This is a genomic window from Cohnella hongkongensis (assembly GCF_042654645.1).
GTDB classification, from domain to species: Bacteria; Bacillota; Bacilli; order Paenibacillales; family Paenibacillaceae; genus Cohnella; species Cohnella hongkongensis.
Window position 1 is genome coordinate 1 of record NZ_JBHSEP010000003.1, and the last position, 14,463, is coordinate 14,463.

General features: G+C 59.2%; 13 protein-coding genes. 10 read left to right on the plus strand and 3 right to left on the minus strand.

From position 1 onward, the window contains the following. A partial coding sequence (locus tag ACFO3S_RS05560) for a transposase (protein ID WP_378093895.1) occupies window positions 1-155 on the minus strand: 155 nt, incomplete at its 3' end. Between the two features lie 705 nt (window positions 156-860). Here ACFO3S_RS05560 and ACFO3S_RS05565 point away from each other — a divergent pair. From ACFO3S_RS05565 to ACFO3S_RS05585, 5 genes are all read left to right on the plus strand, one after another. Next, entirely contained in the window at window positions 861-1,160 is a 300-nt protein-coding gene (locus tag ACFO3S_RS05565) for a phasin family protein (protein ID WP_378093187.1), read from the plus strand. Window positions 1,161-1,178: 18 nt separating this feature from the next. After that, window positions 1,179-2,852 carry an ABC1 kinase family protein gene (locus tag ACFO3S_RS05570; RefSeq protein ID WP_378093189.1) on the plus strand — a complete coding sequence of 558 codons (1,674 nt, stop codon included), beginning with the start codon at window positions 1,179-1,181 and terminating at the stop codon, window positions 2,850-2,852. A 69-nt stretch (window positions 2,853-2,921) separates the two neighbouring features. Next, on the plus strand, window positions 2,922-3,266 hold the full coding sequence (locus ACFO3S_RS05575) for a YojF family protein (protein ID WP_378093191.1): 345 nt from the start codon (window positions 2,922-2,924) through the stop codon (window positions 3,264-3,266). A 23-nt stretch (window positions 3,267-3,289) separates the two neighbouring features. Continuing rightward, a complete protein-coding gene (gene bshB2 / locus ACFO3S_RS05580) occupies window positions 3,290-3,949 on the plus strand; it encodes a bacillithiol biosynthesis deacetylase BshB2 (protein ID WP_378093193.1) in 660 nt (219 codons plus the stop codon). Between the two features lie 227 nt (window positions 3,950-4,176). Beyond that, entirely contained in the window at window positions 4,177-5,052 is an 876-nt protein-coding gene (locus tag ACFO3S_RS05585) for a cation diffusion facilitator family transporter (RefSeq protein ID WP_378093195.1), read from the plus strand. A gap of 279 nt (window positions 5,053-5,331) precedes the next feature. On the opposite strand, the gene ACFO3S_RS05590 is transcribed toward ACFO3S_RS05585, so the two are convergent. Beyond that, entirely contained in the window at window positions 5,332-6,534 is a 1,203-nt protein-coding gene (locus ACFO3S_RS05590; protein WP_378093197.1) for a GntR family transcriptional regulator, read from the minus strand. Between the two features lie 122 nt (window positions 6,535-6,656). Between ACFO3S_RS05590 and ACFO3S_RS05595 the strand changes: the two genes are divergently transcribed. Further along, window positions 6,657-9,671, plus strand: a complete 3,015-nt coding sequence (locus ACFO3S_RS05595) for an alpha-mannosidase (protein WP_378093199.1) — start codon at window positions 6,657-6,659, stop codon at window positions 9,669-9,671. A 45-nt stretch (window positions 9,672-9,716) separates the two neighbouring features. Here ACFO3S_RS05595 and ACFO3S_RS05600 read toward each other — a convergent pair whose 3' ends face one another. Beyond that, a complete protein-coding gene (locus ACFO3S_RS05600) occupies window positions 9,717-9,989 on the minus strand; it encodes a hypothetical protein (RefSeq protein WP_378093201.1) in 273 nt (90 codons plus the stop codon). On the opposite strand from ACFO3S_RS05600, the gene ACFO3S_RS05605 reads away from it, so the two are divergent. The 4 genes from ACFO3S_RS05605 (at window position 9,967) to ACFO3S_RS05620 (ending at window position 14,443) form a co-directional block, all read left to right on the plus strand. Next, window positions 9,967-10,569, plus strand: coding sequence for a hypothetical protein (locus ACFO3S_RS05605; protein ID WP_378093203.1), 603 nt, complete (start codon window positions 9,967-9,969; stop codon window positions 10,567-10,569). The genes ACFO3S_RS05600 and ACFO3S_RS05605 overlap by 23 nt on opposite strands. A 15-nt stretch (window positions 10,570-10,584) precedes the next feature. Further along, the gene (locus ACFO3S_RS05610; protein ID WP_378093205.1) at window positions 10,585-12,273 is read left to right on the plus strand and encodes a vWA domain-containing protein; all 1,689 of its coding nucleotides are present in this window, start codon (window positions 10,585-10,587) and stop codon (window positions 12,271-12,273) included. A 24-nt stretch (window positions 12,274-12,297) separates the two neighbouring features. Beyond that, the gene (locus tag ACFO3S_RS05615; protein WP_378093206.1) at window positions 12,298-13,437 is read left to right on the plus strand and encodes a toxic anion resistance protein; all 1,140 of its coding nucleotides are present in this window, start codon (window positions 12,298-12,300) and stop codon (window positions 13,435-13,437) included. A 103-nt stretch (window positions 13,438-13,540) separates the two neighbouring features. Further along, window positions 13,541-14,443 (plus strand): LysR family transcriptional regulator, encoded by a 903-nt coding sequence (locus ACFO3S_RS05620; protein WP_378093208.1) that lies wholly within the window; start codon window positions 13,541-13,543, stop codon window positions 14,441-14,443. The last annotated feature ends 20 nt before the right edge of the window (window positions 14,444-14,463 follow it).

The following is a 14,463-nucleotide window of genomic DNA, read 5'->3' on the forward strand; positions in this document are numbered from 1 at the left end:
CCCGTTGTCTGGGATTGGCTGATCCAGCGGTCTAAAGCAGAAGCTGTGAGGTCATATTCCTCCACAATTGCTGCTCTGGTCTTCCCATTTTCATAGAGCTGTACCATCTGTTTTTTAAATTCAGTTGAAAACGTACGTCGTTGTTTTTTAGGCACTGTAGAGATCCGCTCCTTAGCATGATAGGTTTATTCTACAAGCCCTTATTTTTTCTGTCCAACTTAGTGTAGCCGATCCACAGAAGGTACAGAAGGAGCGAAGGTACGCAGAAGGAGCAGCAAGGTGCAGAAGGAGCAGCAAGGTGCAGAAGGTGCATATAGGAGTAGCAAGTAGCAAGGAACAGAAGGAGTACAAAAAGTGCAGAAGGAGCGACGGTATGTAGAAGGAGAGAAGGAGCGAAGGTGCGCAGAAGGAACGGCAACGTGCAGAAGGCGCGGAAGGAGCAGCAAGGGGCAGCAAGGGGCAGTTAGGTGTAGCGAGGTGTGGCAAGGGTAGGGAGATGATAGAAGGGGGAAAATGGGAATAAAAAGAAACCATGAATGAGCAGTGAGGCGCGGAGGGCAAGGCGGAGTAAAAGTATGTAGGGGTAAAAAATAGGGTATCTGCACATGACTCAGGCTGGGGAAAAAGGAGTTTGGATCGGCAAAGGAGAGGCCCAGGAGAGGAGACGGCGGGTGCTGCACATGACTCAGGCGAGGGAAAAACGAGTTAGGGATCGACAAAAGGAGAGGCCCCAGGAGAGGAGACGACGAACGCTGCACATGATTCAGGCGAGGGGAAAAAGGCTAACTATTCGGATGAAAGTGCGTCGTTTGTCGCAACCTGTTAATTAGAAGACAAATGAAGATGAAGGAGCCGGGAGCATGAAGGATACGATCGGTAAAGCGTTGTCTCTTGGATTGGGATTGGCGGTAGCGGGGAAGGAGCAGGTGGAAAAGACGATTGAGGAGTTGGTGAAGAAGGGAGAGCTGAGCAAGGCGGAATCCGGATCGCTGGCCGAGGAGTTGGTGCGAAAAGGGGAGGAGGCGAAGTCGCGGATGGAGGAGCTCGTAAGAGCACGGATTCAAGCGCTTTTGGGAGACGGCACTCTGGCGACGAAGGAGGACGTGGCGCGTCTCGAGCAGCGGCTGACCGTGCTGGAGCAGCGGTTGGCCGGGAATTGACGGGAGGCGGAGCGGCCCATGAATGTGCGACAACGAATTCGCAGGCTGCGGAGATATCATTCGATCGCTTCTGCGCTGGCTCGGAACGGGTTAGGGTATGTGGCGCACGATACGGGCCTGACGGACAAGCTGCTGTTTTTTCGGGGCGAGGAGAGAAGAGGGATTAAGGGCAAAAGCCTCGGCGAGCGGATTCGCATGCTGCTCGAGGAGTTGGGGCCGACTTTCGTGAAGCTCGGCCAGCTTGCCAGTTCCCGGCCCGATCTTCTTCCGGCGGATATTATCCGGGAATTGGAGCGGCTTCAAGACCAGGTGGCGGCGTTTCCTTACGATCAGGCTTCGGCGATTATCGAGCAGGAATTGGGTCAGCCCGTTGACAGCTTGTTTCTTCGCCTGTATGAGACGCCGATCGCGGCGGCATCGATCGGACAGGTCTATCACGCCTGCTTGAAGGACGGGACGGACGTAGTCGTGAAGGTGCAGCGGCCGAATATGCTTCGGCTGATCGAGACCGATCTGGGCATTCTGGCGGACTGGGCCCGAATTGCCGAGAGCCGGCTGGAATGGGCGAGGAATTATCGGCTAACCGACATGGTCGAGGAGTTGGGACTGGCGCTGCGCGCCGAACTGGATTACGAGAAGGAAGCCCGAAATGCCGAGAGGTTCGCGCAGCGGAACAAGGGAGTCGATAAGTGTCGCGTTCCGGCCGTGTACAGGGAGTACAGCTCGACGAAGGTGCTGACGATGGATTACGTCGAGGGCATCAAGCTGTCCGAGCTTGGAAGGCTTGACCGAGCCGGATTGAATCGGCGGGCGCTGGCGGAGCGTTATGGGCGGATGATTTTTCAGCAGGCGCTGGTCGAGGGCTTTTTCCACGGCGATCCTCACCCGGGCAACGTGCTGGCACAGCCGGACGGAACGCTGGCTTGGCTGGATTTCGGGATGATGGGCAGGCTCTCCCCGAAGATGAAGATGAGCTTCGCTTCGTTCGTCATCGCGCTGCGCAGCCAAAACTCCAAGGGCGTGCTAAGGGCGATCTCTCGCATGGGCATCGTGCCCGAAGGGGTTGACCGCGACCGGCTGCTGGCGGATATCGAGGAATTGAGAGACAAATACTATAAGGTTCCGTTCCAACGGCTTCGAATCGGAGAAGCGGTTCACGATCTGTTCGCCGTAGCTTGGCGTCACCGGATTTCCATTCCGAGGGAGCTGACGCTGCTCGGAAAAACGTTCCTGACGATGGAGGGGGTTGTCACTTTGCTCGATCCGGGCTTTCGCATTTTCGACATCGCCGAGCCGTTCGGAAGGAAGCTGTTCCTGGACCGCCTCGATCCGAGTCGGTGGGCGAGCCGATGGGTCGACGACATCCCTGAATACGTCGAACTGCTAAGCGAGATTCCGGCCGGGCTGAAGCAGGCTGTTCGTTCACTGCGCCAGGGAAAAGTGAAGATCGAGGTGGCGGCGCCGCAAGTAGACGCCCTGATGGCCAAGATGGACCGCATCGGCAATCGGTTGTCGTTCAGCATCGTGCTGCTGTCTCTGAGCATCATCATGCTCGGCCTGATCGTCGGCTCGGCGGTCAGTCACTCCAAGACGGTGCTGTGGAGAATTCCGGTCGTCGAAATCGGACTGGGGGTCGCGGCGTTCATGCTCGTATGGCTGATCTCTTCGATTTTTCGGTCGGGGAGATTCTAGAAAGGTTGAAGGTTAACGCCAGTGTGTTAAAATGAGTTCATCCATGACGCTTTCAGCGGAGGTAGGAAGATGCAACTCATTGATAGATCGATTGTGCAGACGATGATTGATCGGTTCAGAGACCGGGATCTCTATATTCATCTGGAGATGACGAGCGGCGCGTATGCGGCGCACTTCGACAGCTCCAAGCATCCGGCGGCTACATTCATTACGAACGCGCTCGTCCGGTACAGCCTGGGATCGATTTCCGGCGACGGTCCGTACCGCGTAGGCCTGAAGACGGCGCAAGGCTGGATCTATTCGGAAGGACTGACCCACTACGAAGAGACGGAACAGGACCGGATGATTCTGGCCGGGCACGACAGTCAGGGCAAGCTCGTCGTCGCCCTGCAGCTCAGCCGGGAGCCTTTCTAGACGGAATGGAGATGAGCCATCAGATGAGTCAACAAATATTGGTCGTATTGCCGCACCCGGACGACGAGGCTTTCGGGCTGTCCGGCACCCTTGCGAAGCATGCAAGCGACGGGGCGCAGATCGCCTACGCTTGTCTGACGCTCGGGGAGATGGGAAGGAATATGGGCGTGCCGCCTTTCGCCAATCGGGTGACGCTTCCGGCCGTCCGCAAGCAGGAACTGGAGAAGTCCTGCCGCGCGATCGGCATACAGGATTTGCGGCTGATGGGCTTCCACGATAAAACGATCGAATTCGAGGATCAGGAGCAGCTGGACGGGAAAATCAAGGAGCTGCTGGACGAACTCCAGCCCGAGTTGGTCTATACGTTCTATCCCGGCTACAGCGTGCATCCCGACCACGACGCGACCGGAGCCGCCGTCGTTCGCACGATCGGACGTCTGCCCGCAGCGAGCAGACCGCAGGTCCGCTGCATCGCGTTCGCCAACAATCACGAGCAAGCGATCGGCCAACCGGATATAGTGAACGACGTAAAGCCGTTTTTGGAAGCCAAGCTGGCTTCGATCCAGGCGCATCGCTCCCAGTTTCAAGCCGCCGAATTGCTCGGCAAGAAGCAGCTGAGCGACGAGGAGATTCAGCAGCGGTTCGGAACGGAAAGATTTTGGACTTATCGGTTTGATTCGTAAAACGGAAGTCAACGAAAGCCTCTGCCATCCGCAGAGGCTTTTTTGACGCGCAAAAAGCGGGCCGGGAAGGCCGGTTTTGCCGTATATTGCCCAATCGCAACATAATTTGACGCGGAAAGCTTAATTGTCCTCTCTCCACTCTTAGGAGCGGCTGCAACACTGTTTCTCTAGACCCACACGAAGTTCGTTCGGTATGCTTAGTACGTGGAGATGAGGGAGGCCCGTACATGGAGGCATATGAAGACCTGAAACAGGGAGAGAAGGGCGCTTGGGTAAGCATCGGCGCCTACGTCCTGCTCTCGGGAGCGAAGCTGGCAGTCGGCCATGCGTCCGGCTCTCAGGCGCTGCTCGCGGACGGGCTCAATAACGCAACGGACATCATCGCTTCGATCGCGGTTCTCGTAGGCTTAAGAATATCTCGCAAGCCTCCGGACCGGAATCATCGATACGGGCATTTCCGCGCCGAAACGGTGGCGGCGCTGGTCGCTTCGTTCATTATGATGGCGGTCGGCGTACAGGTGCTGATCCAAGCGGTTGGGGCATTCTCGGAGCCGAATCTGGAATCGCCGGGCATGGTAGCCGGCTGGACGGCGCTGCTGTGCGCTTTGGCGATGTTGGCCGTCTATCGCTACAATTCCCGACTGGCCAGGCGCATCAATAGCCAGGCGCTGATGGCCGCCGCGCAGGACAATCGCTCCGACGCGCTCGTCGGCTTAGGCGCGTTCGTCGGGATTGTCGGCTCGCAGTTCGGCATCGCCTGGCTGGATCCGTTCACGGCTGTAATCGTCGGGCTGATCATTTGTCGAACCGCCTGGCTCATTTTCAGGGACGCTACGCACGCTTTAACGGACGGCTTCGACGAGGCCGAGCTGAGCAAGCTTCGGCAGACGGTGAGCGACAGCCCCGGCGTGAAAGGCGTTCGGGACATTAAAGCGCGGGTGCACGGCAATAACGTGCTGGTCGACGTGACGATCAACGTCAACAAATACTTAAATGTGGTGGAGAGCCATGCCATCACGGAGAGAATTGAAGAGAGAATGAAAGCCGATCACAATATCTCGCACATTCACATCCATATCGAGCCGCACGAAGCGCGGGAATGAAACCTCGGAATGAAACCTCGGAATGAAACCTCGGAATGGCACCCGTATTGCCGCCAAACAATACGTCCCGCAAGCCGGAAGACGGAGTCTGAAAGCCAGAAGACGGGGCCCGAAAGCCGGAAGACTGGGCTCCGCTAGCCGGAAGGCGGGGCCCGAGGGTCGGAAGACGGAGCCTGAAAGCCGGAAGGCGGGGCGCGAAGTCGAAAGACGGGCCCGCAAGCCGGAAGACGGGGCTCCGAAGGCCCAGCCAGAGCCGGCACTGAGTCGGGCGCCTTCCGCTTATCCTCTGCGTCTGGGGCAAGGGCCGGACGTGGCTCCGACGACAAGCTGCGGCTCCAGAATGATTTCGCGGAAATCGTCGGCGCCGCTGCCGAGACGGAGAGCGTCCAGAAGGATGCGCATCGCCTGTCTGCCGATCTCCTCCTCGGACTGTGCGATATGCGTAAAGTTCGCTTGACCGTCGAGCCCCGGAGACGGGTCGTCGAACGTGACGATGGACAGGTCCTCGGGAATATCGAGGCCCAGTCCGCGGGCAATGCCGGCGATCTGCGTGCCAAGCGTGGAGTTCAGCGCGATATAGGCCGTCGCCAGCCGGCTGGCGATGAAGCGGCGAAGCGAGCGCCCTTCTTCCCCCGCGCCCCCGCCCCCCATTTTAGACCCAGTCAGAATAAGCTCCGGATTAATCAGGGAGCCTTTCAGCTTCAGAGCGTCCATATAGCCCGCTAACCGTTCCTGTACGGTGATCGTCTGAATCGGCGAATTCGAACAGATCGCGATGCTTCGGTGCCCGTGCGCCCACAGATGGGAGACGGCAAGCTGCGCGCCCTTGCGGCTGTCCGAGCAGACGAAGTGGGTTGCCACCCCCGGCATGTAGCGATCGACGAGCACAAACGGAAAGCGATTCACCTTAAGCGTCAAAATTTCCTCGTTATAGGCCTCGGCGTCCACCGGGAAAATGATGAGACCGGCCGCACCGAACCGAACGAGCTCCGCGATCGCTTCCTTTTCCCGCGCCTTGGAATGGTTCGTCAACACAATGTTCAGGCAATAGGAGGTGCCGTCAAGCACGCTGTTGATTCCCCGAATGAGCCGCAGCGCGAAAAAGTCGCTGACGGACGGGATGACGAAGCCGATCATTCGCCTGGTCGGCGGAGAAGGCGCTGGCGGCCGCTCCGCGAAAGCGGGGACCTCTTCGGCGCCGTCCGGCGCCTTGTCGGAACCCGCCTCAGCGGCAGCGGACTCGTCCGGCTTTTTCTCCGCGATTTTCCCCACGAAGGTTCCTTTCCCCGGAATCCGATAGACCCAACCCTGCTTGGCCAATTGCGTGATCGCGTTCGCCACTGTAATACGGCTGACGCTGAATATTTTCATCAGCTCCTGCTCGGTCGGGATTTGATCGCCTTCTTTCAGCAGGCCCTCCGTAATCGAGCGTTTGAAATGATTTTGAATTTGAAGATAAAGCGGCTGCCGGTCGTTGCTCATGGGACGCTCTCTCCTAGGTCTGAAATGACATATATGATATAAAATATTCCCTTATATTGAATATGTCAAATTAAGATGCTATATTCGTTGAAAAAGCCACCTAGAGACGAGGAGAGAGACGGATGCCTTATGAGACGGCGGACATTCAGCTCGGCCGCGCGAAGAGCGCGCTGGAGAAAATACGGAAGAGCATTTACAGTCCGATTGCGGCTCTGGAAGTGACCGCGTGGAGGACGAAGGAGCCGGTGCCGTTCGAACAAAGAATGTCCGGGGAGAAAGCGGCGCTGCAGCCGGGAGACAAGTGGGGCGAGCTGTGGGACTGCGCCTGGTTCCGGTTCGTCGGCATCGTTCCGTCCAGCGCGGCGGGGCGTAAAGTCGTGCTCCTGATCGACGTCAACGGAGAGTTGTGCCTCGTGGACGAGGAGGGGACGCCCAGCCAAGGGCTGACCAACGTCAATTCGGAGTTTGATTATACGCTTGGTCTTCCTGGCAAGCGGGTGGTGGACGTATCCGACTGCGCCCAAGGAGGAGAAACGGTCGATCTATGGGCGGACGCCGGCTGCAACGATCTGTTCGGCCATTACCGCAGCGGCACGCTGAAGGAAGCGGACATCGCAATCTGCCACGAGGAGACGCGCCAACTGTATTACGACTACGAGGTGCTGCTCGAGCTGGCCGAGCAGCTGCCGGAGCAGAGCGCCCGCCGCAGCAGGGTGCTGTTCAAGCTGTGCGAGGCTTCCTATCTGCTGGAAACGATCCATGACGACGCGGTTCGAGCCGCTCGTCGGCTGTTGAGGACAGAGCTGGACAAGAAGGGCGGGGACCCCGACTTGACGGTTAGCGCCGTCGGACACGCGCATATCGATCTGGCCTGGCTCTGGCCGATTCGGGAGACGATCCGCAAAGGGGCGAGGACGTTCTCCACCGTGCTCCGGAATATGGAGAAATATCCCGATTACGTCTTCGGGGCTAGCCAGCCGCAGCTATACCAGTGGATGAAGGAGCATTATCCGAAGCTGTACGAGCGGATTAAAGAGAAAGTCGCCGAAGGCCGCTGGGAGGTCCAGGGGGCGATGTGGGTCGAGCCCGATTCGAACTTGACGGGCGGCGAGGCGCTGATCCGGCAAATTCTGTACGGGAAACGGTTCTTTAAGCAGGAGTTCGGCCAGGACGTGCGCGTGCTGTGGGTGCCCGACATTTTTGGCTACAGCGCCAGCCTGCCCCAGCTGCTGAAGAAATCCGGCGTCGATTACATGATGACGCAGAAGCTGAGCTGGAGCGTCTATAACGATCATCCGCACCACAGTTTTCTGTGGGAAGGAATCGACGGAACGAGGGTGCTTGCCCATCTTCCTCCGGAGGACACGTACAACAGTCCGGCCGCACCTCGGTCGTTGAAGAAAATCGAAAAGGAATACGAAGACAGCGCCGTCTCCGAGCATGCCCTGATGCTGTACGGAATCGGCGACGGCGGCGGCGGTCCGGGCGAGGAGCATCTGGAGCGGCTTGACCGCCTGAAGGACATGCAGGGCCTCGTGCCGGTCGTCCAGGAGCCCTCCATCGCCTTCTTCCGCAAGCTGGAACGGGAGCAAGCGCGCTTCCAGACGTGGCGCGGCGAGCTGTATCTGGAGAGGCACCAGGGCACGCTGACGTCTCAAGGCCGCAACAAATGGTATAACCGCAAGCTGGAGAAAGCGCTGAGAGAGCTGGAGTTCGCCGCTTCGCTTGCTATCGCCTTCGGCGGCTCGCCTTCCGAGTATCCGCAGGAGGAGCTGGAGACGATCTGGAAGGAAGTGCTGCTCTACCAGTTCCACGATATTTTGCCGGGTTCGTCTATCGGAAGGGTATACGACGAATCGCTGGAACGCTATGCGGCGCTCTACGAAAGAACGCAAAGGCTGACCAGAGAAGCCTACGCTTCGGCGGCCGCTCTGGCCGGGATCGAGCCGGGCGAAGCGGTCGTGGCGAATTCGCTCCCTTGGGAGCGCCGGGAATGGGTCAGCTGGAACGGTCGGCCGCTCCGGGTGACGGTGCCTCCGATGAGCCTGGTCCCGCTGGAGCAGGCAGCAGACTCGGCGGAAGCAGCCTCGCCTCGTGCGGAGGAGGACGGCTTCGAGAACGAATATTTGCGCGTCAAGCTCGGGGATGACGGAAGCATCGTCTCGCTCTATGACAAGCAGGCTGGCAGAGAGATCGTCGCCCACGGGGAGCGGGCCAACGTGCTGACCGTCTATCACGACCTTGGGGACGCCTGGGATTTCGACCGCCATTACCGCCAGGCTGTCGCCGGCGCGATGGCGCGCGAGCGAATCAGCGCTTATGCAGACGGCTCGAAGGCGGTCGTGGAGCAGCGCTTCCGGTTCGGGGAGTCGACGCTCACGCAAAAAATGGTTTTGCAGGCGGGCGAACGGGTCGTTCGCTTCGAGACGGAGGCGGACTGGAGGGAGTCAGGCAAAATGCTGAGGGCTTCGTTCCCCGTTGACGTCCGCACGGAGCAGGCCAGCTGCGAGATCCAGTTCGGTTACTTGCAGCGCCCGACTCATCGCAATACGAGAATCGATTACGCCAAGGACGAAATCTGCGCGCATCAATATATCGATTTGTCCCAGCCGGACTACGGCGTCTCGCTGCTGAACGATTCCAAATACGGCTACAGCGCGCTGGGCCACACGCTCGATATCCATCTGCTGCGCAGCCCATCCAATCCCGACCCGAATGCCGACCGGGCCGTTCACCGGTTCGTTTACGCGCTGTATCCGCACGAAGGCGATTTCGTGGCGGCGCAAACTTATCGGAAGGGCTACGAGCTGAACTCGCCCCTGACCGTACTGGCGGCCGGAGCCGGGCAAGGCCGGGGCAGCGGCAGTCTGCGTCCGCTCGTTCGAATCGATTCGCCGCGCGTCATGGTGGAAGCGGTCAAGAAGGCCGAGGACTCCGGCGATCTGATTGTGCGTCTGTACGAGACGTCGGGGACGCGTGCCGACGCGGTCGTCTCGCTGGGCATGACGTGCGAGGCGATCGACGAAGTCGATCTGATGGAGCGCCGGATCGCGGCGCTGGCCCAACATACGGATACGGTGAAGCTGTCGTTCGGTCCTTTCGAGATTCGGACGATTCGCCTGACTGTCCGATCCTAGCGGAAAGACCGGCTCTCGGGGCCGGTCTTTCGCGCGCGAACGCCATCATAAATGGAAGTCCAATCGCGTAAAAATAAAAACAAGGTCCGGAGACAACAACCCTTGTCCCAATCTGTCGCGGAAATCGCGGCTTTTTTTATGACCGGAGGCCGGGACTGGAGAGGGGGCGACGCGTACGAAGCTGATCAAGCTAATAGGTGTTGCCGTCGTCGTCTCGATCGTCAACGTCGCGGCGTTCTCGCCCGGGCTGCTCGGAATCGGGTTCGGAGAGAACGCTCTGGAGACGGCGATCGGGGTGACGCTGCCGCTGGCCAGCATCCTCGTCCTGCTGTTCGCGAGCTTTGCCGCGCTGCACAAGCCGCCATCGCCGCCCGCTCGCCCGCTTCAGTCAAGGGAAGACGTCGCGGCGGCGTTGGCCCGCTACAAGCGAATCGGGCTGCTGCAAGAGGACATGGACCATGCGGCGGAGCAGCTGGAGCTGCTCCGAAGGAAAAGAGAAGCGCTGTTTCAGGTGCTCGGGCAGCGGTTTCAGCCTGGAGAGCTGAGCTACGCGAAGTTCGCTTCCGCGATCGCCAACGTCGAGACGCTGTTCGACCGCAACGTCAGAAGCGTTCTCAGCCGACTGCAGGCGTTCGACGAGGCCGACTTCGAGAGCGCCGGTTCCCGAAGAGCGGCGCGAATGCCCAAGCAGCTGCAGCGGATGAGAGCGGAAATGCGCGAGGAGCTTCTGGGCTTCGTGAAATATTCAATCGGAATGAATGAGGAGATTTTGCTGAAGCTGGACCGTCTGCTGCTCGAAATCTCTCGTCTGGACGCCTTCGAGCCGGGCGATATCGAAGCGATGCCTTGCATGCAGGAGATCGACGAGCTGATCAGGCAGACGAGGCACTACAGATGAAGAGGGGGCGTGAAATTGGCTAAACCGCGCAAGTTTGCTATCGTGTCCTTCATTTTGCTGGCCGTCGTATTCGCTTTGGTTTATTTCGGGATACGCCTGACTTCCGATCTGGGAAAATCGAAGGCGGAGCTGACCGCGGAGAACGCCGAGAAGCGGCTGAACAAGCTATATTCGGACCTCGCCGTGGCGACGGCCGAGCCGGTGAAGGGGCAGATCGATCTCGATCCGGCGGATGTCGCCTCGGCGCTGCCGGACATCTCCAAATTTCCGGTGACGGTGGAGCCTTCGACCGACTTCTATGTGGAAATCTTCTCCTCGACGGAGAAGTCCGGGAGCGGGGTCGACGGTTGGCTGACCGAGGTGGCCTCGGAGTTCAACCGGGCGGGGATCGAAGCGGGAGGCCGGCCCGCGTCGGTCATGATCAGAAATATCGCGTCGGGGACGGCGACCGACTATATCGTCTCCGGCAAGTACGTTCCCGACGCGTTCACCCCGTCTAACGAGCTGTGGGGCGAGATGGTGAAGGCGAGCGGCGTGAAGACGGAGCTGATCGCGGAGCGGCTGGCCGGCAACGTGCCGGGCATCGTGATCGCGAAGGCGAAGCACGACGCCATCGTCGAGAAGTACGGCGCGGTGAACGTGAAGACGGTGACGGAGGCGATCGCCGGCAACGAGTTTTCGATGGGCTACACTGACCCTTTTGCCAGCTCCACGGGGCTGAACTTCCTGCTCACGACGCTCGATTCGTTCGACAGCTCGAATCTGCTCGGACAGAAGGCGGTCGAAGGGTTCGAGCGGTTCCAGGCGAACGTGCCGTTCATCGCTTCGACGACGATCCAGATGCGCGACGCGGCCAAATCCGGCATGCTGGACGGCTTCGTGCTGGAATACCAGACGTATGTCAACGCGCCCGATTTGAAGGGCGGCTACGTGTTTACGCCGTTCGGCGTTCGTCACGACAGCCCGCTCTATACGCTGGGCGACCTGCCGCCCGACAAGCTTGAGCTCGTGCAACGGTTCGCGGATTTCGTCCTGCAGGAGCGGCATCAGAAATCCGCCGAGGAATTCGGCTTTAACGGCCAGGAGGCTTATGCGCCGGAGCTGTCCGTTCCGGACGGCTCGGTGCTGGCCGCCGCTCAGAAGCTGTGGAAGGAGAAGAAAAACGTCGGCAAACCGATCGCCGCCGTCTTCGTCGCCGACGTGTCCGGGAGCATGGACGGAGAACCGCTGAACCGGCTGAAGGAATCGCTTCTGAAGGGCCAGAAGTATCTCGGCAGAGACAACAGCATCGGCCTGGTCTCCTATTCCAGCGACGTGACGATCCACCTGCCGATCGCCAAGTACGACACGAACCAGCAGTCGATGTTCGTCGGCGCCGTCAACAGCCTTCAGTCCGGCGGCGGAACGGCGACGTTCGACGGCATCGTCGTCGCTCTGAAGATGCTGCAAGACGAGCTTCAGGCGAACCCGAACAGCAAGCCAGTCATTTTCGTTCTGAGCGACGGGGAGACGAATGAAGGCTATACGCTTAATGACATTAAGGATCTCGTCGAAGCGTACAAGGTGCCCATCTATACGATCGGCTACAACGCCAACATTCAGGCGCTGCAGAGCATCTCCAGCGTGAACGAGGCGGCCAGCATTAACGCCGATACGGACGATGTCGTGTACAAGATCGGCAATCTGTTTAACGCGCAAATGTAATTCCATATTCGGAGGAGGATTCGAATGTCGTTCTCGATGGAAATCGCCAGTCCGGATCAGATCAAGGCCGTCATCGAGCAGGAGGTGAAGCCCGTTCCCGAGGAGGTCGCCAAGCTGAAGGAGCTGGCGGACGCCAACGTGGCGACGATCATGGCGCTCGATGTCGAGTCGCTGGAGAAGCGGAAGGAGATCGTGCAATCGATCGAAGGGTTCGGACTGAACACGATGAAGTCGTCCGCGGACAAAAACAAGCTGCTGGAGGTGTCGGTAGGCCGTCTGGCCAGGACGGGGGACGAGGGCGGACTCGTCGCCAAAGGGCTGGCCGAGCTTCATACGCAGCTGAAGGATCTGGACCCGAGCGCCGTCGACTTTGCCAAGCGCGGCTTGCTGGGCAAGCTGTTTAATCCGCTGCGCGCCTATTTCCTGAAATATCAGAAAGCGGACGGCGTGATCGCGGATATCGTCGTCTCCCTCGACAAGGGAAAAGCGACGCTCAAGAACGACAATACGACCTTGGAGCTGGAGCAGCAGTCGCTGCGCGAGCTGACGAAGAAGCTGCAAAAGGAGATCCAGCTCGGCACGCTGATGGACGAATCGATCGAAGCGCAGATCGAAGCGGCGAGGCAGCGCGGAGAAGATCCCGACAAAATCCGCTTCATAACCGAGGAGGTGCTGTTCCCGCTCCGCCAGCGGGTGATGGATCTGCAGCAGATGCTTGTCGTCAACCAGCAGGGCATTATGGCGATCGAAGTCGTCATCCGCAACAACAAGGAGCTTATTCGCGGCGTGGACAGGGCGAAGAACGTGACGATCTCCGCGCTGCGAATTTCCGTCACGGTGGCGAGCGCCTTGTTCAACCAGCGGATCGTCCTGAAGAAGATCGAGCTGCTGAATCAGACGACCAACGACTTGATCGCCGGCACCTCCCGCATGCTGAAGGAGCAGGGCGCGGCGATCCACCGGCAGGCGCTGGAGACGAGCGTATCGGTCGAGACGCTGAAGCAGGCGTTCGCCGACGTGCTGGAGGCGCTCGACTCGATCAGCGCCTACAAGCAGGAAGCGCTGCCCCGCATGCGGGATACGATCGGACAGTTCCGCGAGCTGGCCGACGAAGGCGAAAGGCAGATCCGCCGGCTGGAGAAAGGGCAGAAGCTGGGAATCTAAGGCGATGCGGCGACGGGCTGGCGGCCGGAGGATATCTTTTGGCTGCCGCCTTCGCGTATAATATAGAGTAAAAGACGCGATCGCTAGATGAGGAGAGGATCCCTTGACGCTGCAGCAGCTGAAATACGTGATCGAGGTCGCCAATCGAGGCTCCATCAACGAAGCGGCCAAGCGCCTGTTTATCTCCCAGCCGAGTCTGTCCAACGCGATTAAGGACTTGGAGGAGGAGCTGCAGATCGCCATCTTCGACCGGTCGAACAAAGGCATCTCGCTCTCCAAGGAGGGCGTCGAGTTTCTCAGCTACGCCCGCCAGGTCGTCGAGCAGGCGGAGCTGCTCGAGAGCCGGTATTTGAACGCCAAGCCTTCGCCGCAGCACTTCTCCGTATCGACCCAGCATTACGCCTTCGCGGTGAACGCGTTCGTCAGCCTCGTCCGGGAATACGGCCAGGACGAGTACGAGCTGACGCTGCGCGAGACGAAAACCTATGAAATTATCGAGGACGTCCGCACGCTGCGCAGCGAGATCGGCATTCTCTACGTCAACGAATTCAACGGGAAAGTCATCAACAAGCTGCTGAGAAGCGCCAATCTGCAGTTTACCAGCCTGTTTACGGCCAAGCCGCATATTTTCATCAGCATTCATAATCCGCTGGCCAAGCACGCCATCGTGACGATCGAACAGCTGCAGGAATATCCGTATTTGTCCTTCGATCAGGGCGAGTACAATTCCTTTCATTTTGCCGAAGAGATTCTGAGCACGCTGTCCCGCAAAAAGAGCATCCGCGTCAGCGACCGCGCAACGCTGTTCAACCTGCTGATCGGACTGAACGGCTATACGATCTCGACCGGCGTGCTGAGCGCGGATTTGAACGGGAACGAGATAATTCCCGTGCCGCTGGACTGCAACGAGACGATCAACGTCGGCTGGATTTCGCATCGCAACGTGGCGCTCTCCAAGCTCGGAACGGCCTACATCGAAGCGCTCGAGCGGGCGATTGCGCCTTGAATCGTTCGGTATAGCTACAG